Here is a 24,505-nt window from a genome sequence, read left to right as displayed (position 1 = left end):
CGCTAGGCTCCGCCTAGCCCCACACCCTTGGTGGGGGCAGAAACCCCTTATGCTCTTCTCACTATTTTTGGTTCTCTACCCACAATTGCAGAAAGGAGCGGAAATTGTGAATCTAAAAATAAGAGACATAGATCCAGTTGCCTTAAAGAAAATAGATGAAATTGCAAAGGAAAAGGGAATATCCAGGCAAAAGTTTTTGAAAGCACAAATTGAAATGTTGGCGTTTTTTCAGCAACAACATAAAAGGGAAATGGAATTAGAAAATCTCATTGAAAAGAACATCCATATGATGAGTGATTGTTATAGCGCAATGGAAAAAATGAATGAGTTTATTCAAATGATGATGCAGGATGTTGAAAATGAGTAATGCCGTTCCTGTTCAGTCTTCAATAACACCAGGTGTTGTTTTAAAAACGAAATTTGTGTTACCAAGTTCGGACGCATTTCAGAACTATATTGATTATGTAGATCGGGAGGAAGCGAAAAGTGAAGTGAAGCTGAATCCGAAAATGTTCCAAACGTATCAAGACTATATGGGGAATTCAGAAAAGACATCGGCACTATTTACGGAACACGCAAATCGTTTAACAGAAAGTGAAAAAAAGTCCTTAAAGGAAATGTTTAAAACCGCTCATGAGAATGGAAGTATCATGTGGCAAGATGTCATTTCTTTTCATAATCCCTGGTTAGAGAAACAAGGAATTTATGATGAGAAAACAAAAACGTTGGATGAAAAAAAGTTAATGGATGTAACACGGCTTGCGATGAAGGAAATGCAAAAGAGAGAGGGGATAGAAAAAAGTTCAATCTGGTCAGCAGCCATTCATTTTAACACGGATAATATTCATATTCATGTAGCAACTGTTGAACCATTTCCAACAAGAGAACGTGGCAAAAGAAAACCCAAAACATTAGATGCGATGAAGGGCAAAGTCGTAAACAATTTGTTAGATCGTAAGCAGGAGCAAAAACAAATTAATGATCTGATTCGAAATAATATGGTAGGAAGTAAAAAAGAGGACTCCGTTTTTGATTGGCGTAATCAACATCTGAAACCGTTGTTTTTACGAATTTATAAACAGTTACCAAGTGATAAAAGACAGTGGCAATATAGCTACAATACAATTCAACCATTGAAGCCGGAAATTGATGAATTGAGCAGTAGATATATTCAACATCATCATAAAAAAGATTACGATCAGTTTCTCCAAAAATTAGATAAAGAAGTTCAAGTTTTTAAAGAAGCTTATGGGGAAGGAAAGTATGATAAGAAGCAATATGAAAATTATAAAACGAATAAAATCAATGACCTATATAAAAGAATGGGGAACGCTTTTTTGCAAGAAATGAAGGCATATGATAAGGAACAAAAGAGAATCCATCATATGAAAAAATCAAAGCCGTTTCAAAAATTTCAACAGAATGTATCTATTCAGTATTCCATGAAAAAAGTGGAACGTGCTTTTAAAAGTGAGTATGAAAGTTGGAAAAATCAAAAGTATTATGAGCGTATGCAAAGAGAAAATGCATATGAAAATGAAAGGGGTTAAATCATGGATAATAAAAAAATACGAATGAAGTTATCGTTAAATGAAAATGTCCATCAATACATTCAAGATTATATGGATGAATATAATATTACACATCCAGGAGATGCTATATCGAAAATTTGTATGGAACATCAAGCATCAAAAACTTCAGAATGGTCATTGAATTATATTTCTGAAGTTGTATCAAAAAACTTACACGATGTGTTGAAAAGTGAACTAACAAAAATTCGTCTCGGTGCAAATAGTGCGGATAGAAATACGCAAATTTTAATTGAGTTATTAAATGGTTATTTCTTTTTAGAGGGCGTAGATAGCCTTATTACGACTGATAAACAAGAGATGGGAAGTGTGAAGATAGCAAAAGAAGTCGTAGCGGAACGAATTAGTCATGCAAGACAAAAACGTATAGATCATGAGGCATCAAAGAACAATGTAACGTAAGCTACATTGTTTCTTTTTATAAAAAAACAGGAGGTTATTAGGATGTTATTATTTCGTGAAGATATCGCATTAGGTGTCATTAAAGAGGTTGGAGAAGGTGAACTTGTTTTACTTGTAAAAGAGGAAGAATTAACAATTAAAATTACACGAGAACAAGAGGAAGAACTTGAAGTTCATGTTATGAATCAAGAAAATATGTTAGTTCCGGTTAACGTAAAAACACATGCACTTTTCTTTGATACAACGGAAAGATGGAATGAAGAAGAAATGGAGGAATTGCAAAGAGCAAGTGAAAGGGTAGGAGAAGATCATGAGTAAAAATTATAAGAAAAAGTATCAAACGAAATCACCAGAAGAAAAGAAAGAAGCGGTGCAAACTTTAACAAAAAAGATGGAAAAAAGCGTAGAAGGTTATTTTCGTACACCGGAAGATTTAAAAGAGTACTTAACCTTTATGGCAAAGTTTTATCACTATTCACCATCTAATATTTCATTAATACAGAGTCAATTCCAGGGAGCCAGTGCAGTTGGTTCCTTTTCTTTTTGGAAAGAAAAAGGATTTCCAGTTAAGAAGGGTGAGGAAGGAATAAAAATCCTTGTTCCAAACCGAACCGTAGCAAAATTTAAGGACAAAGAAGGCACTTGGAAAACAGTAACTAAGGCAAATGAGGAAGAGAAGAAACAAATTGAATCTAAAAGCGTAGAAGTGATGCCTGGTCGCTTATATTTTGCTGTCGGTCATGTGTTTGACCTGTCTCAAACAAACGCAAAAGCGGAAGATCTACCTCGTATTTTTCCGAATCGTTGGCTAGAAGGGAGCGTTACGGATTACCAGAGTTTGTATAAAGGAATGGAAGCCATTGCGGAAAAAAACGGTGTAAAAATTATTGAGCCGAAGCAAGAACTTGGGGTCGCAAAGGGAGTTAGTTACACCTTAACAAAAGAGGTTGCTTTGAATCCTAGAAACAGTGAATTACAAAATGTTAAAACACTTCTTCATGAATTGGCACATGCCAAACTTCATACAGCAGAGACACATATGAATTACACAGCACCAGAAAAAGAGTTTCAAGCAGAAATGACAGCTTACGCCGTTTCTTCTTATTTTGGAATTGATACAAGCGAATATTCATTAGGATATTTAGCGAGCTGGACACAAGGAAAAGAAATGAAAGATAAAACTAAGTTGTTGAAAGAAGTACATGAAACTTCGATTGAATTTATTGAGACGATTGAAAACACATTAGAAAAGGAAAAAGAACAAATAAATGAAAAAGAGGTGGAAAGTATGGCAAATCAAAATGAAAAACAGGATGAAAAAAATATTTTATTGGTCGAATTTATGAGTTTAAGTAACACGACACAAGAACTGGTTTCTGTTGCAGAGTTAAGGGAACAAGCAGATAGGAATCGTGAGTTTGAACCTGTAGAAGGTGGAGAAAAATTGAGTGATAAAGAATTTATTGATGCATTTAACGTGGCAAATCAAGAGAAGTATGCAGCATTAAATCAGGATGAAATTACTCGTCCAACTATGTTAATTCAATGGAGCGAAAACGAAAATTTTAAGGGTAGTCAGTTGATTCCATTTGGAGAGGCCAATGAAAAAATGGCTGAAGTCATTAAAAATATTGAAAAAGCAAAAGAGGAAGCAAGAGAAAGGGATGAATACGTACCATATGATAAAACTCGTTATCATATTGCCATTCCAAAAGAAGTAGATAGAGATTTTGGGAGAATGGAGCTTGTGAGTATGGAGCTTGTGAGTATGGATCGTTTGGATATGGGGGATGGGGACTACAAGACACCGTATGAACAAGTATTAAACGAGAAAAGGTATTTATCGGATGAAGTAAAACAAGCGTTACGAGATGAAGTGATGAATTATAGAAATAACAAAGAAATACCGATGGAAAAAGCACAAGAAAATCCATTAGAAAAACCGAAAGAGACACCCAATCACTTAGTTACAATTGAAGTATTAGCAAACGGTATACAAGATGAAGAACTGGCAAGAATCCACATGATGGATGCTGTTACGAAAGATATAAATTATTTGTCTGTATGGAATCAAGATAAAACCGATCGGGACGATTTATACGTTTCCCTAATGGAAAAGAACGGGAAACGAGAAAATGTCTATTTAGATAACATTTTGAAACCAGATTTATATGAAAAGGTTCAAAGTTCTATCTTTGATGGAAGAGGGAATTTGTCATTTGTTGTGTATGAAAAAGATGCAAATATGAGTCTAGATGAAATCGTAAAAGATGAACGATATGGACTCTTAGTTGATAAAGCGGAGGGACAAAAAGATTACTCATTTAATGAAAAAGAAGTGGAATTATATAAAGAAATGAAGACAGATGGATATGCACCTATTGCTTCTCTAGATCAACAAATTCAGCCTTTAAAAGAAGAGGAGCCAACTACATTAGATAAAGATTTAAGCCGAAAATTCGAAGCATACAGACGTTCACAATATGAAGAAACACCAGATAATATTGATAGTATTGTCACTCGTGTAAAAGCTGAAGAGCGATATTATACAACAAAGTATGTTTCGATTGATAATGAGTTGGTAAGCCAAGAACACGTTGTGAAATTAGAAAATCGGGTGGATGAGAAACTTGGGAAAGAAGGAATAACGGTGAATCAGTCTACAACTTCAAATGAAATGGATGTAGATAAAAGTTTTCAACCATTAAACGGAAAACAAATGAACAACAAGGAAAAAGAAAAGGAGCGAGAGCCTATTGATCCAGGTAATGTAGACCAGTCAAAGATTACAAAGAAATCAAGTAGAAAAAGAGAAACAATGGAAATGGAACGATGAAAAATTGTATAGCAGGAACACCAGATTAAATCATTTTTTGTTACTCAATTGAGAAAACGGAAAGTGATTTTTTTATATCCAGAAATGAAAGAGGGTAAAAGAAAAGCCCTCTTTCTTGTTTATAGAACGAAAGGAGTGAATGTCATGAATGTATGGCTGTTTGCAGGCTGTATGTTCCTTGTAGCTGTCTTTTTGAACATGTTGCTATTATTCGGTCAGATAATGGTGAAAAAGCGGAGAAATAAGAAATGGAAGCGTGAAACTGAAATTACAGATTAATAGGAGGTATTACGTATGGGGAAAACATTGTTTATTGCTGAAAAGTCGAAGGTAGCTGTTGAATTATTAAAATCACCTAGATTTAGAAACTCACAAAGATATCCAGGGAGCAAGCCATATTATGGCTACTATGAAAATGAAAATTACATTATTAGTTGGTGCCGGGGGCACTTATTAGAACTAAAATATCCGGAGGAAATGGATGAAAAATACAAAGAATTTAATTTTGATCACTTGCCTATTATTTTAGAGCCGGAATATAAAGCGAAATCGGATAGTCTCGAACAAATTCAAATATTAGTTAAACTGTTAAATCGTCCCGATGTAGATCACGTGGTCAACTCCTGTGATGCAGATAGAGAAGGTGAGCTTATCTATCGTGAGATAGTTGAACATGCAGGTGTGAACAAGCGAGAATCCCGTCTTTTTATTTCTTCCTATGAAGCCGCAGAATTAGAAGGAGCATTAAACCGATTAGAACCAGGAACAGACTATGACGGGCTTGCTCAATCCGCTAAAGCGAGGCAATACCTGGATTACATTCTAGGAATTAATGTTACGAGAGGTTGTACATCCAAACTAGCAAGAAATCAATTCTTATTGGCTTCTGGTCGTGTTCAAATGTGTATCTTGAATGAAATCCGTCAAAGGGAAATCGCTATTCAAAATTATAAAGAACAAACCTATTACAATTTAAAGCTACTAACGGAAAATGGTTTATCACCAGTAATGAAAACAGAAGATCAACTGATAGATCCATCGCCACTACAAAAGCTTGGAGATAGCTTGAAAGAAACGAATGTAATCGTAACGGAATTTAAAGAGAGTACGAGAAAAAAGAAACCAAAATTACTATATAACTTAACGGATATCTACAAAGATGCTCACGCCAAACTGAAGATAAATGCAGAAACAGCAAAAAAGCATATTCAGAGTTTGTATGAAGAAGGCTTTATCACATATCCTCGTTCTTCATCCAGGCACTTACCTACAGAACAAGTGGAACGAGTGAAAGAAGTAATGGCAGCATTAGAAAAAAGCGCCTATGCAAATCTTGTACAACAAGTTTTTCCATCTTCGATTACGAAAAAACATTCTACTTTTAATGATGAATTAGTCAGTAGTCACTTTGCCATCATCCCAACAACAAAATTATATGTCGGGACCAACCGAGAACCATTAGAAAAACAGTTATATGACTTAATTGTAAAACGATTTATCGGGAATTTTATGAAACCAGCAATCTACCTGGTAAGAGAAGTACATTTTATAGATCAAGAGGGCAACACATACAGTACAAAAGAAAAAATCCTACAAGAGAAAGGGTTTCTAAGTGTGTTTCAAGAGGATATAGAAGAGGGGTCAGTTGAAGCATTCCAGATACCTATTTTACAAGAAGGAGATTCTTTCAGAATCGTTCAGTATGATTTGATTGAGTCTCGAACAAAGAAACCAGCCTTTCATACGGAAAGTTCCATTTTAACCTTTATGGAGACGGCAGGGCGTAAATTAGATGATGAACATTTGAAAGAACTTATGAAAGGAAAACGGATTGGGACAGTCGCAACGGAAGAAACGTTCATTCCAAAACTGTTAGAGCGAAGCTATATTGATGTTACCAATAGTCAGATTCGAACCACTAATATTGGTCGTGCGTTTATAGATGCTTTTCCGGTAGATGAAATCAAAAATCCAGCTTATACGGCTGAAATGGAAGGGATGATCTACATGATCGAAAAGAATGAAATGAAATATGAGGAATTTGTGGAGAAAACAAATTCGTTTGTAAAAGACACGGTGGAACAATTAGGCGCAATGAATGATAAGGTGTCGGATAGCATTATTAATACTTGGAATCAGCAAATTGAGGTGTGCAAATGCCCTTGTAGAAAAGGAAAAATCCTTCATAAAGGCAATTTTTATGGGTGCAGTAATTATCCGGAATGTGAAATCTCCTTACCGAAAAAAATTAAAGAAAAAGCGATTCCGGAGGCGCAAGCGAAAAAGCTGTTTGAAGATAAGAAAACAGATCTTTTAAAAGGATTTAAGTCCAATGAGAAGGAGTTTTCCGCTTATCTCGTATTACATGAAGGAAAAGTTAAATTTCAGTTCCCAACACAAGAGGAGCTGTCATTTGGTAAATGTCCAAAATGTAAAAAAGGGGATATGCTTCATCGTAAAACATTTTATGGATGCACAGAGCATAAAAACGGATGTGATTTTATGTTATCAGCCAAAATGAAAGGGAAAGCAATCCCTGGTAATCAGGTGAAAAAGTTAATTCAGTATAAAACAACGGATTTTATCAACGGCTTTCAAGGAGAAAAGGGAGAATTTACAGCAGCTATCTATATGGAAGCGGACGGAAGTTTGAAATTCCGTTTTCCAACGACTGAAGATCGTACAATTGGTAAATGTCCATTGTGTAAGAGTAGAGTCCTTGTAGGGAAAAGTAACTACTTATGTGAGAAATACAAAAAAGGCTGTGACTTCATTATTTTTGGTACATTCTCTGGCAAAAATCTAAGTAGTAACCATGTGAAAAAGTTATTAGAAAAGAATGTAACGGATCAGATTAAAGGGTTTATCTCAAACAAAAACGGGAAAAAATTTGACGCTCGTTTATCATACAGCGTACAGGAGAAGCGATTAAAATTCTTATTCGGCAAATAAAAATTGAATGTATGTAAAAGAGGACTAGGAAACGGAATAGTCCTCTTTTTTATTTCATTTTATAGAGTAAAGGGGGGATTCCGTAATGGCACGTGTCAGTACGGAGGATGCGATGAAAGCAAGAAAAGTTGACTTGATTTCATATCTAGAAGCAAAAGGAGAAACGTTTAAGAAAGAAGGCAACTATTATCGTCATACGGAACATGATAGTCTCATCATTAAAGGGAATCAGTACGCCTGGAATAGTCGAGGAGAAAAAGGATATGGAGCGATTAGCTTTGCCATGATGTACTATGACATGACATTTCCTCAAGCCGTGATGGATATTCAGAAGGGGGACTACAAAGAGTTTGATCGTTCAAAAGCTGAAGAGGAACGCAAAAAAGAGCAGCAGCCTTTTAGTTATCCAAAACACTTAGAGGTGCCGAAACAAACAGAAATCAAGCAATACTTAATTGATGAGCGGAAAATAGATCCCCGCCTGGTGAACTGGTTAATTAAAAAGGATCTTATCGTCCAGGATAAGAAAAACAATGTCGTGTTCAAATGGAGAGAAGAGGGTGGCAAAGGGCAAGCAATTGGAATGAACCGTCAAGGTACTGTAAAAATGGAGAATAAAAGAGGCAGCTTTAAACAAATCGTCCCGAATTATGAAAAAATCAATGCAGGTTTTACGGTTGATGTGGGTAAGCCGGATAAGATCTATTTTTATGAAGATCCAATCGACATGTTATCTCATTGGAGCATTAAACAAAATAATATCCAAAACGCTCGTCTGGTTTCTATGCATGGATTGAAGTCAAAAACAGTGATTCAATCTTTAATGGATGCGAAAAAAGAAGGGCACGATATTAAAGAGGTCATAATGGCAGTTGATAATGATAAGGCTGGGAAAGACTTCATTCAGACAATGAAATGCTTTGTAGATCTTAAAGAGGATATTCCAACGAATGAAAAAGATTGGAACGATGTCCGGAAGAAACAAGTGAGTGAGCAACAGCAAAAAGAAACAGCTCAACCAAAGAAAATGAGACCAATTAAAGAGGTGGAGAGAAGTGTCTAATCTACCGGAAATGCCAAACATATTACAAATTTTGATGTATGGTTTTATCCTTTATGTTCTTTTTCGTATTTGTAAATTTATGTACCGTAAGATCAAGGAGCGAAGAATATTTAAGCGAATGGCTAAGTCTGGTATACGTTATATAGACAAAATGGACGGCCATCAATTCGAAGTATACCTAAAAGCTCTCTTTCGAGAGTTGGGTTATTCTCCAACAGTCACAAAGCAGTCAAATGATTTCGGAGCGGACCTGGTATTGAAGGGAAAAAATCGTATTGTCATCCAGGCAAAACGCTACGGTATGAAAAATAGAGTCGGCATTAGTGCCGTACAAGAGATATATGCAGCACAAGCCTATTATAAAGCACATGAGGGCTGGGTTGTAACAAACAGTGTATATACAAGACAAGCAAAGGAATTAGCGGAAGTTTGCAATGTAAAACTAATAGATCGTGTGGAACTTCAGAATTTAATTAATAAAATTAATCCCGAATATTCGGCTGAAGATGTATATCAAGGAGTAAAACCTGCAGAACGGAAATGTCCAACATGTAAACATGATTTAGTGATCCGTAATTCAAATAAAACAGGAAATAAGTTTTTTGGTTGTTCTCAATATCCTACATGTACACATACAGAACCAATCAATACATGAGCTGTGATGAAAATCCGGCTCTTTTTTCACTTGTTTAAAGAATACATGAAAAAAATCAGTTGAACTAAAAAAATGACCCTTCAGATTTTGTTGTATGGGGTTTTGGTGGGAATATTAATGTAATAAGTCGTATTTGTTATAAAAACGCATGTAAAGGAAGAAGGGGAATTTAAATGCGTATTTAGGTTTTTTAGGAAAAATAAAAAGGGTAGTCATTATTTACGACTTAACCCTTTGTCTACGATCTGACGTATTGCTTCGTTTCGATTCTTCAGCTTATTATCATGCCAATAATTTTCTATTTGTTCTACTTGTTCTTTTGTAAAAGTAACTAAAATTTGAGTGTACTTGTCTTTATTAACAGCCATATTACAACCTCCTCTTTAAAAATAATTATAAGTTATATAACTTATATTGACAACTGGAAAAATGAGTAATAGAATTGTTATATAAGTTATATAACTTTATTGAGGAGGTTATTATATGGAACGGAAAGTTAAAAAGATGATGGCTGATCTTCAATTTATTATGAATCATGGTCAAATCAGTGTAGATTTTATGGATCAAGGATATAAAAGAATGCTTTTTAGTGCATTAGAAGCTACGGGAAAACAGTTTAATGTGAATACCAATGAACATAATGAAACAACCTTGTTCTTAGAGTTAGTTTAGTAAATTTACGCAATGAGGAGCTGTTAATGATGGAACAGTTAACTATTTTTGACGTAATGGATGAAACTAAAAATAAGCTTTATGAGGTATTAGAGAAAAATGGATTAAATTATAAAATTCATAAATACTATTTATATTCGAATTATGAAGGGGCTGTTCAGTATTATTATATAAGAACAACTGATAATACAATTATTGATTTGTGTCTCTCGGATTTTCCAGAAATCTTCGCAGTCCATGAAGGATTTAGCGATAAACAAATTAGAAAGATTTACAACTGGAACTTATAAGCTATATAAATAACAAATTTAATTATTGGAGGAATGGAAAATGAAAATTGGTGTATCTGAGTGGAAAGCATTGAAAAGAGAGACAAAGTTAAAGCTATTGCGCTATGCGATGTTAGAAAGTAAGTATAAGTATGCAAAATAAAAGCTCTTCATTTGCAAGAAGCAAACAAAGAGCAAAGTCATGAGTGACCATCTGGGAAAGAAATTGGCACATTTCTTTCCCTCTTATTTTAACATATAAAAAGATGTAGAGAAAAGAGGCATGTAGGATGGAAGAAGGACGTATTTCCTTTCAGCAAAGGTTTAAAGAATTTCTTGTTATGATTGTCTGTTTTTGGTTCATTATGTTTCTCATGTATGGCGAAAGCCTGTTACAATAGAATGAAGTCGAAAGTCTAAATACCCTTAGGTAGCTCTCATAGGTTTAAGATCTATGGGGGCTTTTTTAAAAAGAGGAATATAAAATTTCACGTACCGTAATGATTAATAAAAAATAAACTACATAATCAATAGTCTACATTTAATTTTTTGCCTAAATAATCCGCTTAATGGATACTGCATTGTTTGGGATGTTGCAGATTCCTTATAATAAGGATTCTTTTTTATTATATATAAGCAAAAGAGAACTCTTAAATAAAAATTAGAATAATAGAAGGCCTTCGAAAGAGTGCTTTATCTATTTCTGAATATAACACTGATTTGAATTGTATTTCTCAATAAAAAAGAAATGAAAATGGGATAAAATAAACTTTATGATATATATTTAGGGGTCACCACGCTATTTTGAGGATTTTTACGTTTAGGCACAGGTTGACCTTTACGATGTATGTTATTTATATAACTAGGAGGGGGAACATGAAATTAATATCAAAAATAGTAATGACTGCGTTAATAGTATTGAGTACATTTGCATTCAACTTAGGTGGAGAATTTGATAAGAGTTTTCTTTCTACCCCAAAAGCATATGGGGATGTAATCAAAGCACTTCCACAAAATGCGTCAAAGATAGAGTTAGATTATGCTCCTAAGTATGACTACGACACAGACGGGTGTTATGCGACTGCAGCAATTTCTCCAGATGGCACGACTAACCCTGGCCTAAGTTTGGGCGGTTCCCCGGAAAGTGTCTGTAGAGATGTTAACCGACTGGAAAATTCAAACACTTATTCTCGGGCCAAATCAAATAATGGTTGGACTGCCATTATGTATGCGAGTTACTTTGAGAAAGATCAATCAACTTCGGGCCCTGGTGCGCTTGGACATCGACATGACTGGGAACACACAATAGTTTGGGTTAAAGATAGTCAGGTTCAATATGTAACTTATTCAGCACATGGTAATTGGTACACTAACCCTCGCTCAAACGTTAGATTCGATGGAAACCACCCGAAAATTGTATACCATAAGGACGGCGGCTCGACACATGCTTTTCGCCTGGCTAATAGCAATGACGAGCCGCCAGAAAACTATTATGACCAGTGGCTCCAACTACCAATGGTTGGTTGGAATGGCTATCCAAGCCCAAATATTCGTGAAAAACTAATGACTACGAACTTTGGAGAAGCAACACTTGAGATCAAAGATGGAAGATTTGAAAAAGCCCTTGCTAACGCAAAGCCACCCATTAACTTTGACCCTTATGCACCGGAACTGGAAGATGGTGGTACTTATCAAATAGTTTCTATTTTAAATAATAGTAGTGTCGTTGACTTAAATCAAGCAGATGGAAATGTTCAATTGTGGCAAAATGGCAACGCTAATAATCAAAAATGGAAGCTAGTATATGATTCAAATAAATCAGCATACCAAATTAAAAATATAGCAAATCAAAATTTAGTATTAGCTTGGAATGATCTTAATGGTTCTAATAATGTAGTTGCTACATCTAATCAAAATAAGGAAGAGCAATATTGGATACCAACAGAAGCAGGAAATGGATATTATTATGTAAGGAATAAGAAGGATCAAAACAAAGTGTTAGATGTAAGTGGTTATGGTACTGCAAATGGAACAAATGTTACAGTATATAATTTCCATGGTGGTAATAATCAAACATTCCAATTGTCTAATGTAACAGGGACTTTAACAAGAGAAGTGGAGTCACTCTATAAGGCACAGCCTGGTCAAACCAGTAGATCAAGTAATAATTTTTCACTTGAACATCTCGCGGCAGGTACCAAAGTACGAGTTGTTTTAGAAGGAGCAGGTGCTACCTCTTTGTCATTTAAAATCGCAAGAGATAAATCAGGTACAGACCCTGTAATTTGGTCAAATGTTAGAGATGGTTCTATTCTAACGATCCCTTCAGGAGATGATAGAAAGAATTTGTATATCGCAGGTCCTCCTAGCGGATATACTTCTAACGGTACATTTAAAGTGAAATTTTACGCTCTTCCAAACTAAAAAATATTATAACGTTTCTATTCCTTTTATATTAATCTAATTAGAAAATGAGTATGCATACTTCAAAAAATTATTTCGGCTTGCTCGATTGGATTAACTATATTAATAGGAAATATAGTGTTCTGTTGCAAAGTTTTGTTAAGAGATAAAAAGGTGGGGTTAAGTACAGCTGAAAAACCGAAGTTTGAGCCATGACTTCGGTTTTTTTTATATAGGCCTAGTGATGGGGTAGCTGTTCTGGTTTGTAGCGAAGTTTCCTAATAATGGATTTTTGTATTTTTAGTCGCTAATTGTCCATCCAGTTCTGTTGCAAAGTTTTTTAAATGAGGGGTACAACCGAGATACGTGTAAAAATAGGTCTTAGACTTACTTTTATTTCCAATGTTATTTAACATGAGTTTTTTGCCTAGTATCGCTTTGTAAAAATCCTTGGTATATCTAATAAATATTTCACTGTTGTTGATTTAAAATAAAGTCGGATGTTTTATAATAAAGTTTGATTAAAAGTCCTGTATGATATGCAGGATTTTTTGTTCCGCAAACGAGCTATAGTATGTAATAACACTTGTTAAGCCAACTGGGATTGAAGAAAGAATGTTATAATAAATTTTATTATTTTACTGTTTTACATTGGAGGCACTTAACTTGGAAATTAGGAGAGCAAATAAAGAAGATATAAAGGGCGTTTCAAGGGTTTATGTTGATAGTTGGAGGACTACTTATCGTGGTCTAGTACCTGACGATTATCTGGATGAATTATCGTACGAAGATGCAGCAAAAAGATGGGTTGATTTTTTAAATAACGAAAATGAACCTTTTATTTATGTTGCGATTAATGATACAGGGAATATTATAGGTTTTGCATCAGGTAAACGTATTGATGAGAAGAATTTTGATGGAGAACTATATTCGCTTTATCTCTTACAGGAATGTAGAGGATTAGGTGTTGGTAGGCAGCTTATTTCAGCTATTGCTAAGCATTTTAAAGAAAAAGGTATTTATTCTATGATGGTTTGGGTAATGAAACAAAATAAATCTGGACTTGGTTTTTATGAACGTATGGGAGGAAAAGAATATATTCATAGGGCTAGTACGTTTGGAGGAACAGTAGTAGAGGATGTTGCGTATGGTTGGAAGGAGATCTCAGAATTATGTGTTGAGTAAGAGGAACAAAGATTTACACGCGTGTACCTTGTTTATTAAGGGGCGCGATTGTAGAACATGAAGTAAAAGGGCGATACATATTAGTCATTTCTAATATGTATCGCCCTTTATTTTTTATGGCTGTTACTTTACCCATAAAATTGACGCTAAAAGAAGCATATCTTTGCCGGAAATCACATGTTTTTGAGGAGTTTTAGTTGATTATTTGAGGAAAAAGGAAGTATATTTTTGCCGTGGATAAATTATTAACCCATAAGTTTGCCGTGAATGCTGTTGGTTCGTAATAAAGTTTGATTAAAAGCATGCTACAATAGAAGAAACTTATCCTAAGTGGAAAAATAGAGAAATAACTGGGGTTCAATTTATGGAACTATTAGAGCTGAAGAAAAATCCTTTATATAAAATAATGAAAGAATATGAGGAAAGAAAATTAGAAATTAATATGTAAAAATTATGAGCCGAATTTTTATTAAAGAAAGAAATTTGGCTTATTTTATGTCGAAATTGCTTAGCGTATAGTTTCGTTAAATTTTAGGCGATACCTCATTAGTAAATAAGAAGGATTTTTTAGATAATTTATAGTAAGTATCTATTATAAAACGATCCATCTAAATAAGATTTCTGTTCAACATATGAATGAAAAAATGACTCGTTTAAACAGTACAAGAAGTAATATGTATGGCAAATAAAAAGGGGCGTGCATATGAAACAAGGAAATGATATAGATCAAATGAGAACACTACCAAAAAACATCCCTGGTCCAAAGTCTATATTCGGTTGGCGAATGAATATGATTCGTTTTTATCGTAATCCATTTATATATTCACGTTGGTTGCACAATACGTACGGTAAGGTCGTTGCATTGGGACAAGGAGAGAAACCTTCCTATGTATTTGCCTTTGGACCTGAATTAAACGAACGGATTCTCACTAATCCAGATCTTTTTAAAGTCAGTTCTTCACTTGTAAAAATCCCCAAGGACTCACTATTAGGACGAATGTTTTTTAATAACCTAATAATGATGAGTGGTGAGAAACACAAGCAACATCGTCGGCTAATGCAACCCGCTTTTCATAGGGAGCAAATAAAAACGTATTGTACCGACATGGTTCAACTTACACAACGTTTAAGTAATAGTTGGCAGGAAAACTCTGTAATTGAGTTGAATCATGAGATGAAGACGTTAACGCAACGGATTGCTGTCAAAACACTTTTTGGGTTATATGACGAAGCAGAATTAGATCAGATGGGTAGATTGATTTATCAAATGACGAAATCGTTATTATTTGTTACACTTGCCCCTATAAACCTTCCAGGAACACCTTATAATCGGGCTTTGCGTAGTGCCGAACAACTCAACAATCACGTTCGGGCAATGATTGCAGAAAAACGCTTAGAGACAAACGCAACGGATGTACTTGCTTCACTAATTCAAGCACGTGATGAAGATGGTACTCAGCTAAATGATGATGAATTAGTTGGTCACACCTTTACTTTATATGTTGCAGGGCATGAGACAACAGCAAATGCTCTAACATGGGCTATTTTTCTACTTAGTCAACATCCTGATATTCTGTATAGACTCTTAGAAGAATTAGATGGAACTCTGGGAGGCTGTGATCCAACAATTGAAAAGCTAGGTTCTTTGTCATTACTTGATGGTGTCATAAAAGAAACCTTACGTTTATTACCACCTGCAGGTATTGGCGTACGAATCACATCTGATTCTTGTAAACTGGGAGATTTTACGATTCCCAAAGATACGAATGTTTTTTTTAATCAAATGATTACACATCGATTACCTGAACTTTATGATGAACCAGATTGCTTTAAACCAGAAAGATGGGACATCATTAAGCGCTCACCTTATGAATACTTACCATTTAGTGCGGGCCAACATATGTGTATTGGATGGAACTTTGCTCTACAAGAAATGAAAGTCATACTTGCTGTACTCCTCCAACGTTTTCAGTTCTCTGCTGTTCATAATGCTAAGATTTCCCCTAATATGATGATGCGACCTAAATATGGAATGCCTATGTATATTCTGAAACCAAACAGACAGTTAAAACAAACTTCTGTTCGTGGAACAATTAATCAATTAATCACTTTTTGATTTTATTAATAAAGAACGGTAATGAATAAACTGAATAAAGAAAGCTTATATATAAGTGTTTTTTGTCATTTCTGATAGCACGGATTATGTTAGTGAAAAAGTTACCCCTATTTACAAAAAGGTCGGTAATTCCGTTGTTAAGTAAGGAATTACCGACCTTTTTGTAAACTAATATTTTCTTTTTAACCTTTATCGTAAATCTATCCAATCAAGATTTTCTCTTCTGCATAACGTACCTTACTGTTCTTATTTCCAGACATAGCAAGAGCAAATGCCATGGTTAAAGGACCTAATCTACCTATAAACATCATCAATGTAATCAAAATACGTCCTGTAGGAGTAAGATCACCTGTAAATCCTGCACTCAGTCCTACTGTACCAAATGCAGAAACAGTTTCAAACAGAATTTTTGAGAGTTCGGCTCCTTTTTCCGTAATCGTCAGTAAAAAGAATATGATGAAGATAAAAAGAATGGCTGCAGTAGCGATTGACAATGCTCTATTAACTTGGCCTTGAGGAATTCTTTTCTTAAATACGTTAATATCTTCCTTATTTTTTAATACTGCCCAAAGCGAAAGGAGAAGAAGTATAGCTGTAGTAACTTTAATCCCCCCACCAGTTGAACCTGGAGATGCTCCTATGAACATTAAACCTATGATATAGACTTGAGAACTTATCGTCATTTGACCAATGTCAATTGTATTAAATCCAGCAGTTCTAGGTACGGTTCCTTGAAAATACGCCGCCCATAGCTTATCCCCTAATGGTAAAGAACCTAGTGTAGAAGGATTATGATATTCTAAACCTAAAATCACGAATAGACTAATCGTATTAAGAAAAATTGTACCACCTAAAACGAGCTTGGTATGTAGTGAAAGCTTCCTCAAGTTTTTTTTCTCAAATATATCTAGAATAACGGTAAAACCTATACCACCTGTCATGAATAAAACCGTAATCATGATGTTGACGATAGGATCACCTACCCACTTACTGAGGCTATCAGGCTCTAATCCAAACCCGGCATTATTAAATGCGGAAATGGAGTGAAATATACCATAATATATTGCTTTTTGCCAAGGCATCTCATATGACCAGCGAATGGCTAAAACTAGAGCTCCTAGCAACTCAGTAGCAAGTGTAATGACAATGATTCTCTGAACTAATTTTATAATTCCTTGCAAAGACAAGGAATTAATGGATTCTTGAAGCAAAATTCTCTTCCTCAATCCAATTTTTTTCCCTAATATAAGAAACATCAAAATTCCACTGGTCATAAACCCCCAACCACCAAGTTGGATAAGAATAAGTAAAACAACTTGTCCAAATAAAGTAAATGTGGTCCCAGTGTCGACTACTGCGAGCCCTGTTACACATACAGCAGATGTAGATTCAAAAAGGGCATCTATAAATGATAAATGATGACGATCTTGGGTTGATATAGGTAACATGAGTACAAAGGTTCCAATTAAAATTAAGCCTAAAAAACCTAATACTAAAATATGTGCTGGATTTAGTTTGAAGAATAGGTTTTGTCTTTTGAAGATTTTTTGAACCAAAATAATAACTCCCCTCAAATGGTAAATATATATGGATGATTAGTTTTCCCATAAAAAACAATATCATATAAAGAACAACAGTGTGATATAAATTAAAAAAGTCCACTATTCACAGATAGGACTTGATAAAATAAATTGCAGGAAGGTTGGATTTAGATGGCAAATGGCTATCTAAAAACACCTAACAGCCAGCACGTTTTAACACATACATCTAAAAAAAGAAAGAGACTTACGAAAAAGCTATATTACAACGTTTGGAGATTCAGCTGAGACACGTGTATATCTCGGCTGTACCCCATTACGAGATAAAAACTTCATAAAAAAGCAGTAAAATAAATAACCGGTTCCTTAACGTACAGGGAATCGGTTATTTGTGTCCAAAATGTGTCTAAACGTACAATTTTCTTTTTTCGATATGGTGCCCATGCCCATCAACTTAAGAGTGAAAACACACTAAGCTTTCGTTTCATCGGATTAAAACATTCCTAAAATAGGAGTATACTCTTAAAAATATGCATATCAAATAAACCCTAACGGGTTTCATTTTTTAAATTATGCAGCTTTCTTTTGTTTTTTTAATCCACTATACTCATAGACAACCCCCATGATATCAAAGACAGTTTTCTTCTCATATCGATGAGATTTCCGTCCATTCTTCTGTAGGAGGTGGAACAGGCGGATTAAAATCTTTGTTATTTCGTGGGTGTCTTTCTGTATGGCTTGATACAAAAGAGATAGATGATCCTGAATCATACCAATCGCTTTATATTCACTTAACTCTTTTTTCTTCTTTTGTAAAAGAAGTTGGCGCATTTTAAACATTGTAGAGGAACACAGGAAAATAGCGATTAACTTTCCATATAGTTGGCACTCTAATCGTTCCTGTTTTACATTACGATGATGGTCTATTTTGAAGAATGATTTCCACATTTTAAAGACAATCTCTATTTGCCAACGTAAAGTATATAATTCATGTACCTGTTCCATCGGAACCCATTCCCAAGGTGTATTCGTCACATATACGTTTAATCCCGCTATCATTTTACTTTTCTCTGAGTACGTTCTATTTTTAGATTTTTCTTTTTCTGCGATTTTCGCTCTTCGTTTTTGGAGTTGTTTATCTGTTAATCGATTAAAAATAACGCGTGCAAACAGTTGTTGTTTATCGCCAATATAAGCATTTTTTAATTCAAATGTTTCTCCAGGCTTTAGTTGTTTCAAAATCTGTTTCACATCGATTTGTATGTATTCCGATTGTTTCTTAATTGCACCGTTTTTAAAGTATTCTGGGTTTGGATTTTTTGCATATACATTTGTGTTTAATTTTAAACGAGAAATATAGTATGTACCTCGTTGATCCATTTGATCTAAATCTTCCAATGAAAAGTAACCCAAATCACGAATACATAAATCTCCTGGTCGTAAGGTATCTAAGCATTCCGTACCAAATGTTTTATCATTATTTTTTCCAGGTCCTACTTGAAAATTAAGAAATTGCCCACTATGTAAATCATATTCTAATTGAATTTTGATGCCAGCTGTTTGGACGCATCCTCCAGAGCCTGGATATACATTCTCTAAAACATTTGGTACTTGAAATAAGGTGGCATCTAGGATACGAATTCGCTCAAAATACGGGAAAAGTTGGTTAGAGATTTGTGTTTGTTCACATATTTTTTGTTGTAACAGTAAAGAAAAAATATGTTGTAAAAATAAAACTGCCTTTGTGTTTAAGCGTTTATTTAAGCCCTCAGGGCTGAATAAAGTGCCTGTCGTAGCATGAAGCCTACTACATAATCGGACTAAGGGATCACTTGCAACTCGTTGACTAATCCAGATACAAATAGTGGCTAAGTCTGAGCCAGAAAACTTACGTTTTCGCTTTACAAACCCAAGTTCTCTTGCAAGTTCTTCTAAAAATACAGGTGTCACATATCGTTGTAATTCCTCTGCAAATGGTTGTAGTTCATCTTGAATCGAGAGATTCATAAGAAAACGTCATCCCTTCTAATCTAGCTTATTTATAAAGGATAACGTTTTTTGTACTTGAGGGTATTAAAATCTCTTAATTTGACGGGCACGGGGTGGCACCAACATTTCGTGGATTTCGTACGTTTAGAGTTTCCTATCCATACCTTACGAATTTGTAAGCTTTTTGTCATGTATTTGAATAGTACTAACTAATACGAGGAGATTATAATATTGGCTATACAGCAATTATTATATGTTAAATAAACTTACAGACGGAGGTCTAAAATGAAAAAATATATTTTATCTTTAATACCATTTATCTTAGGAGTCGGATGTTTAGTTAGCTTTAATATGATCGGATCTAAAGTCGCAGCGGATGGTACTCTTGTAGAACCATTTTATTTACTACCAATTGGTTATTTATTGATAGCTATCGGTATCATTAGTCTTTTTGTAAGTAAAATGAAAAAAGTTAATAGATAAAAAAGAATCTTATCTTAAGGAGGTCACTGAAAAAGTCGACCTAATAAGAAAAAGGAGTCCATCGCCTACTATATACAGGTGATGGGGCTCCTTTTCGTTTTCTATATATTGATAAAAATGCGCGTTATTTTTTCAAAGCAATCACTTTTTCAGTGCCTTCATCTTAAGTAAGGTTCTTTTTTTATGGAGTATCGTTTTGAAAATAAGATTAGCGTACAAAATTTTCTAAATGTTGGCGGTACCCCACCGCTATCAAGCTAATATTTTGAAGTACCCCATCGCCATCAAGCTAAGGGTATTAAGAGGGTATATGTGAGTGTATTTTTGGGGGATTTCTACGGCTACATTAAAAATGTGCATAACAAATAAACCTATCAAAAAGATATTTTGAAAAATATTATGCAACTTTGAAACTCTGTCACAACGTACAATCATACATAACGCCTAGGATATCAAAGACTGTTTTCTTTTCGTAACGGTGAGATTTCCGTCCGTTTTTCTCTAAAAGATAAAATAAACGCAGAAAAACCTTTAATAATTCTTGGATGTCCTTTTTTAATCCATGGTAAAACAATAGATAATAATTCTTTATCATATAAATGGATTTGTACTCACTTAACTCTTTCTTTTTCTTATCTAAGAGTAACTGACGCATTTTAAACATCGTCGATGAACAGAGTAAAATGCTAATAAGTTGACCATATAAATGACATTCTAAGCGTTCTTTCTTGATTTCTTTGCATTTGTGAATTTGAAAGAAAGATTTCCATGTTTTGAACAAAATTTCAATTTGCCAGCGTAATGAATACAAGTCATGGATATGTTCCATTGGAACATTTTCTGCAGAAAGATTCGTAATATACACGTTGATTCCACTCAATCGTTTACTTCGTTCTTTGTAGGTAATACCTTTCTTTTTTTCTTTTTTGGCTTGTTCCTTCAACCTTTTCTCTGTTTGTTCCTTTGTTAATCGATGAATAATAACACGAGCTGGTAACTTTTGATACTGTCCAATGTATGCTTCTGAAATTTCCAATGTTTGACCGGGGGGCAATTGATTCATGAGTTCTTCCATATCTAATTGAATATAGAGTGTTCCTTTCTTCACGGTCCCGTTTCGAAAATACCTTGGCTCATCATTCTTACGATAGATTCGAGAATTTAATTTCAAACGTGAGACATAGTAAGCGCCTTTATCATGAATCTCCTGTAAGTCATGTAAGTCAAAATAGCCTAAATCTCTTATATACAAGTCTTTTGGTTGAATGGTTTTTAGGCTTGTTGAACCAAAGGTTTTATCATTTTCTCTTCCTTCTCCTACATAAACGTACAAGAACTTCCCACTCAACAAGTCATACTCCAATTGAATTTTGACTCCTGCCGTATGGCTACTTCCACCTGTACCTTGATAATGTGAAGAAAACTGATCTGGAAGCTGAAATGTTGTAGAATCTAGAATTCGAATATGCTTAAAGATCGTGGTATATTGATGAATTATTTCTTGTGTTGAATGGATTCTTTGGGTTAGAAGGTTAGCTAGAACTTGTTCAAGAAACTTTACTGCGGAAGCATTAAATCGTTGGTTAAGTCCTTCAGGACTTATAAGAACACCTGTAGATACTTCAAGACAGCTACATAATTGCGTGAGGGATGTACTTGCAACCTGTTGACTAAGCCATACACATAAAGCAACTAACTCCTGTGCTTGATATTTACTCTTTCGCTGAACGAATCCTTTTTCTTTGGCTAAGTGTTCTAGAACATGAGAAGACATATGTCGTTGTAATTCTTCAGCAATCGGTTGAAGTTCATCAAGAATCGAAAGATTCATAAAGAAACGCCATCCTTTCTTATAATTCTACAGAAAGGATAACTCCATTTTTGCTGTATGGGTAGTGTAAAAACATAGCTTGATAACGATGGGACGGTCGCCCTATAAACAGCTATTCCTTTTTCAAAACGATTAAACTTTTATATAAACGGTTAATCTTCATTTCAAATCTACACCTTACAATAAATTAGTTTTTTCTATATCATTTAAAAAGAATATAATATTTAATATTTGAATTTAATTTACTATTATTAACCTAATGAGTAGTTTTGTGTACTAAAAAATGAATGAAATAAAAAAAGGAGTAGTACAAATGAATAAAATCGGGATTTACCTTGAAGTACCAGAGGATAATTACAATTTAAATATAGAAAGCATATTAGAACTATTTCTAAAAATCGAGGATTACAATTGGCGTATCACTGAAAATGATGTTTTAGCAAAAATTAACGATGACTGGGAAACATACAGTTTTTTAAGTGAGGAGGAGTTTGGAAATGGGAGTAATCTAAAAAAAGAGTTGCAGGAGATAGATTATTATCCAATATTTTTAAATCTTGAAGCTTACCAACCTGAAATAACAATTCTAGAAATAAAAAACACCCCAATATATAATATTCCAGAATTTCTAAATAGTAAATGCAGTTTAAAGATAGTAATTATTGACTGTTATGAGATAGCAATTTTCGTGAAAAATATAAAGGATTTTCCAAATATACAACAGGAGATTTTGTCACAAGGATATGAGAATTTTCGATTTATAGATAAATCTGCAAACTGGCGTTTCTCCTGATTAACGTACGTGGATATAATGGTTACTTTGTAAAGAAAAAGTGGATAATCTGAACTATCTTGAACATAGTATCCACTAATCATTGTATTATGTTTAAGTTATAAACGATTAGACTTTATTTCAAATACACAAATTTGTTATTTTGGAGTAAAGTTTGATCGGAAATGTGCTACGAGCGTTGATTTTTGTACTAACTTGTAACAAAATACTCATTTTCTCGTTTTGGGGTATTTGCATTTCTTAGCTTGATGGCGATGGGGTCACCATATCAAAAAAAGAAAATTGCACGTTTAGACATATTTTAGACACAATTCATCCGATTCCTTGTACGTTAAGGAACCGGATGCTTACTTTACTACTTTTTATGAAGTTTTTGTCCCGTAATGGTCTTAAATTATTAAAATTTATTTTTGCATTTAAGTTCCAAACATAATCACCTGTCAACGTAATATGCTCCCATCCAAGTTAAGATATATGTTGTAAATATTCTTCTGGAATGTCCATACATTTTGCACCTAAAGCATCTACTGCACGTGATATATATAGCGTATTCCATAATAGAGGTTCAGTCGAGATACATGTAGTTTTGGGTCATTGTCTGTATTTTCTTTCCGTTATCAGATTACGGTGTAACAAAAAAGTGTTTTACTAATTATCTTACGAATTATTTTTGATACAGTATTTTGTACAGCTAGTTCAACGGTTAGGATATTTCATATTTTTAAATACAAAACTCGTCAGTTTTTGGATCATTATGTTTCTCATGTATGGCGAAATCCTGTTACAATAGTTAAGAATAAATTGGGTACAAATTGATAATGAAATGGGGAAAGATGCTAGATGAAAGCAACCGGAGTAACTAGAAAAGTAGATGAATTAGGGCGTGTAGTAATTCCAAAGGAACTTAGAAATACGCTTGGTATTAAAGAAAAATCACCATTAGAGATTTTTGTAGAAGGGGAAGACATTGTTTTACAGAAGTATCAGCCTGGTGGTGTTTGTGCATTAACAGGAGAAGTTTCAACTCATAACATAGCACTAGCAAATGGTAAAATAACATTAAGTCCAGAAGGTGCAGAATTATTACTAAAAGAAGTAGAACAGTATCTTGTAAAATAAGTGCTCCTTTCAAGGGGCTTTTTTAGTAAAGATATTTAAAATTTCACGTACCGTAATATTTAATAAAAAACAAGATACATAATCAATAGTCTACATTGAATCTTATGTTGAACTCATCTGCTAAATGGATGCTGTATTGTTAGTTTTGGATACATTTCTTGCGAAATATGTACTTAGACCAGTATTTCGATTTAAATGTGATACGATAGTTATATATTCGTTTTGCTAGTATAAGGGGATGAGTGTCGATGAAAAACCACATAAAAGTAAATGGAAAAATCCTTCAAACAAATAAAAAATGGTCACATCTCAAGCAAAGACAAAGGCAACATATTTCTAATTGGTTACGTAGAGAATATACACAGTTTGTAAAAACACATTATAGAAAACCTAGGAAGTATGAACATGATGAGATTCTTCATGAAGTGATGAATCAAATACAGGAACGTGAAATTTGGATTCCTAATGGTGAAGTAAAAAGATATTATCTAAGTAAAATAGGAAAATGGTTTAGAAAAATAGAAAGTGAATGGGAATCACAAATATCCAACAGTGAAAAGCAGCAGGTATTAGAAGAAAAGTAAATACAAAGAAATCAGGGGGAGATTTC

22 protein-coding genes and 2 pseudogenes are annotated in these 24,505 nt (G+C 34.1%); 19 read left to right on the top strand and 5 right to left on the bottom strand.

The features are described from left to right. The first annotated feature begins 106 nt into the window (after positions 1–106). From ACUN26_RS28615 to ACUN26_RS28575, 9 genes are all read left to right on the top strand, one after another. Complete coding sequence (locus ACUN26_RS28615) at positions 107–367, top strand: hypothetical protein (RefSeq protein WP_002093867.1); 261 nt, start codon at positions 107–109, stop codon at positions 365–367. Continuing rightward, the gene (mobP2, locus tag ACUN26_RS28610; protein ID WP_000063692.1) at positions 360–1,550 is read left to right on the top strand and encodes a MobP2 family relaxase; all 1,191 of its coding nucleotides are present in this window, start codon (positions 360–362) and stop codon (positions 1,548–1,550) included. The genes ACUN26_RS28615 and mobP2 overlap by 8 nt, the downstream gene beginning before the upstream one ends. 3 nt (positions 1,551–1,553) lie before the next feature. Continuing rightward, positions 1,554–1,991 carry a hypothetical protein gene (locus ACUN26_RS28605; RefSeq protein ID WP_000368961.1) on the top strand — a complete coding sequence of 146 codons (438 nt, stop codon included), beginning with the start codon at positions 1,554–1,556 and terminating at the stop codon, positions 1,989–1,991. A gap of 42 nt (positions 1,992–2,033) precedes the next feature. Next, entirely contained in the window at positions 2,034–2,309 is a 276-nt protein-coding gene (locus ACUN26_RS28600; RefSeq protein ID WP_000923992.1) for a hypothetical protein, read from the top strand. Then, the gene (locus ACUN26_RS28595; RefSeq protein ID WP_000042391.1) at positions 2,302–4,827 is read left to right on the top strand and encodes an LPD25 domain-containing protein; all 2,526 of its coding nucleotides are present in this window, start codon (positions 2,302–2,304) and stop codon (positions 4,825–4,827) included. The genes ACUN26_RS28600 and ACUN26_RS28595 overlap by 8 nt, the downstream gene beginning before the upstream one ends. 144 nt (positions 4,828–4,971) lie before the next feature. Beyond that, positions 4,972–5,106: a hypothetical protein gene (locus ACUN26_RS28590; RefSeq protein WP_001103678.1), complete on the top strand. Its 135-nt coding sequence runs from the start codon at positions 4,972–4,974 to the stop codon at positions 5,104–5,106. Between the two features lie 15 nt (positions 5,107–5,121). After that, positions 5,122–7,779, top strand: a complete 2,658-nt coding sequence (locus ACUN26_RS28585) for a type IA DNA topoisomerase (protein ID WP_000520754.1) — start codon at positions 5,122–5,124, stop codon at positions 7,777–7,779. A gap of 85 nt (positions 7,780–7,864) precedes the next feature. Next, complete coding sequence (locus ACUN26_RS28580) at positions 7,865–8,842, top strand: DUF3991 and TOPRIM domain-containing protein (RefSeq protein ID WP_000135030.1); 978 nt, start codon at positions 7,865–7,867, stop codon at positions 8,840–8,842. Further along, the gene (locus tag ACUN26_RS28575; RefSeq protein WP_000067639.1) at positions 8,835–9,497 is read left to right on the top strand and encodes a restriction endonuclease; all 663 of its coding nucleotides are present in this window, start codon (positions 8,835–8,837) and stop codon (positions 9,495–9,497) included. The genes ACUN26_RS28580 and ACUN26_RS28575 overlap by 8 nt, the downstream gene beginning before the upstream one ends. A 215-nt stretch (positions 9,498–9,712) precedes the next feature. Here ACUN26_RS28575 and ACUN26_RS28570 read toward each other — a convergent pair whose 3' ends face one another. Further along, positions 9,713–9,865: a hypothetical protein gene (locus ACUN26_RS28570; RefSeq protein ID WP_000290204.1), complete on the bottom strand. Its 153-nt coding sequence runs from the start codon at positions 9,863–9,865 to the stop codon at positions 9,713–9,715. A gap of 115 nt (positions 9,866–9,980) precedes the next feature. Here ACUN26_RS28570 and ACUN26_RS28565 point away from each other — a divergent pair, with 115 nt between their 5' ends. The 6 genes and pseudogenes from ACUN26_RS28565 to ACUN26_RS28540 all read left to right on the top strand — a co-directional run bounded on the left by ACUN26_RS28565 (position 9,981) and on the right by ACUN26_RS28540 (position 16,142). Further along, positions 9,981–10,169: a hypothetical protein gene (locus ACUN26_RS28565; protein WP_000440215.1), complete on the top strand. Its 189-nt coding sequence runs from the start codon at positions 9,981–9,983 to the stop codon at positions 10,167–10,169. Between the two features lie 26 nt (positions 10,170–10,195). Then, entirely contained in the window at positions 10,196–10,459 is a 264-nt protein-coding gene (locus tag ACUN26_RS28560) for a hypothetical protein (RefSeq protein WP_002040359.1), read from the top strand. Between the two features lie 855 nt (positions 10,460–11,314). Then, entirely contained in the window at positions 11,315–12,862 is a 1,548-nt protein-coding gene (locus ACUN26_RS28555; protein WP_000767375.1) for an NPP1 family protein, read from the top strand. A 645-nt stretch (positions 12,863–13,507) separates the two neighbouring features. Next, positions 13,508–14,026 (top strand): GNAT family N-acetyltransferase, encoded by a 519-nt coding sequence (locus tag ACUN26_RS28550; protein WP_000405934.1) that lies wholly within the window; start codon positions 13,508–13,510, stop codon positions 14,024–14,026. A gap of 310 nt (positions 14,027–14,336) precedes the next feature. After that, positions 14,337–14,474, top strand: a pseudogene (locus ACUN26_RS28545) (recombinase family protein); the annotation flags it as partial. A 255-nt stretch (positions 14,475–14,729) separates the two neighbouring features. Continuing rightward, positions 14,730–16,142, top strand: a complete 1,413-nt coding sequence (locus ACUN26_RS28540; RefSeq protein ID WP_000809077.1) for a cytochrome P450 — start codon at positions 14,730–14,732, stop codon at positions 16,140–16,142. 200 nt (positions 16,143–16,342) lie between these two features. Here ACUN26_RS28540 and ACUN26_RS28535 read toward each other — a convergent pair whose 3' ends face one another. Together ACUN26_RS28535 and ACUN26_RS28530 are read right to left on the bottom strand one after the other, a co-directional pair. After that, positions 16,343–17,698 carry a TrkH family potassium uptake protein gene (locus tag ACUN26_RS28535; protein WP_000250127.1) on the bottom strand — a complete coding sequence of 452 codons (1,356 nt, stop codon included), beginning with the start codon at positions 17,696–17,698 and terminating at the stop codon, positions 16,343–16,345. A gap of 552 nt (positions 17,699–18,250) precedes the next feature. Beyond that, positions 18,251–19,687: an IS4 family transposase gene (locus ACUN26_RS28530; protein ID WP_001053981.1), complete on the bottom strand. Its 1,437-nt coding sequence runs from the start codon at positions 19,685–19,687 to the stop codon at positions 18,251–18,253. A gap of 267 nt (positions 19,688–19,954) precedes the next feature. Here ACUN26_RS28530 and ACUN26_RS28525 point away from each other — a divergent pair, with 267 nt between their 5' ends. Further along, positions 19,955–20,152 carry a DUF3955 domain-containing protein gene (locus tag ACUN26_RS28525; protein WP_000760016.1) on the top strand — a complete coding sequence of 66 codons (198 nt, stop codon included), beginning with the start codon at positions 19,955–19,957 and terminating at the stop codon, positions 20,150–20,152. A gap of 418 nt (positions 20,153–20,570) precedes the next feature. Here the strand turns inward: ACUN26_RS28525 and ACUN26_RS28520 are convergent, their stop codons facing one another. Beyond that, entirely contained in the window at positions 20,571–21,983 is a 1,413-nt protein-coding gene (locus tag ACUN26_RS28520; protein ID WP_001053932.1) for an IS4 family transposase, read from the bottom strand. A gap of 313 nt (positions 21,984–22,296) precedes the next feature. On the opposite strand from ACUN26_RS28520, the gene ACUN26_RS28515 reads away from it, so the two are divergent. Beyond that, the gene (locus tag ACUN26_RS28515) at positions 22,297–22,776 is read left to right on the top strand and encodes a DUF2691 family protein (protein ID WP_001033377.1); all 480 of its coding nucleotides are present in this window, start codon (positions 22,297–22,299) and stop codon (positions 22,774–22,776) included. Positions 22,777–23,088: 312 nt separating this feature from the next. Here the strand turns inward: ACUN26_RS28515 and ACUN26_RS28510 are convergent. Further along, positions 23,089–23,337 (bottom strand): annotated as a pseudogene (locus tag ACUN26_RS28510) (Tn3 family transposase); the annotation flags it as partial. A 279-nt stretch (positions 23,338–23,616) separates the two neighbouring features. Here ACUN26_RS28510 and ACUN26_RS28505 point away from each other — a divergent pair. Both ACUN26_RS28505 and ACUN26_RS28500 read left to right on the top strand, forming a co-directional pair. Continuing rightward, positions 23,617–23,895, top strand: coding sequence for an AbrB/MazE/SpoVT family DNA-binding domain-containing protein (locus ACUN26_RS28505; protein WP_000648352.1), 279 nt, complete (start codon positions 23,617–23,619; stop codon positions 23,893–23,895). Between the two features lie 248 nt (positions 23,896–24,143). Next, positions 24,144–24,479: a hypothetical protein gene (locus ACUN26_RS28500; protein WP_000788513.1), complete on the top strand. Its 336-nt coding sequence runs from the start codon at positions 24,144–24,146 to the stop codon at positions 24,477–24,479. Positions 24,480–24,505: the final 26 nt, after the last annotated feature.

The sequence above is a fragment of the Bacillus sp. WC2503 genome (assembly GCF_052682895.1).
Note: the sequence above shows the minus strand (reverse complement) of the source record. Positions and strands in the feature narration are given on the sequence as shown.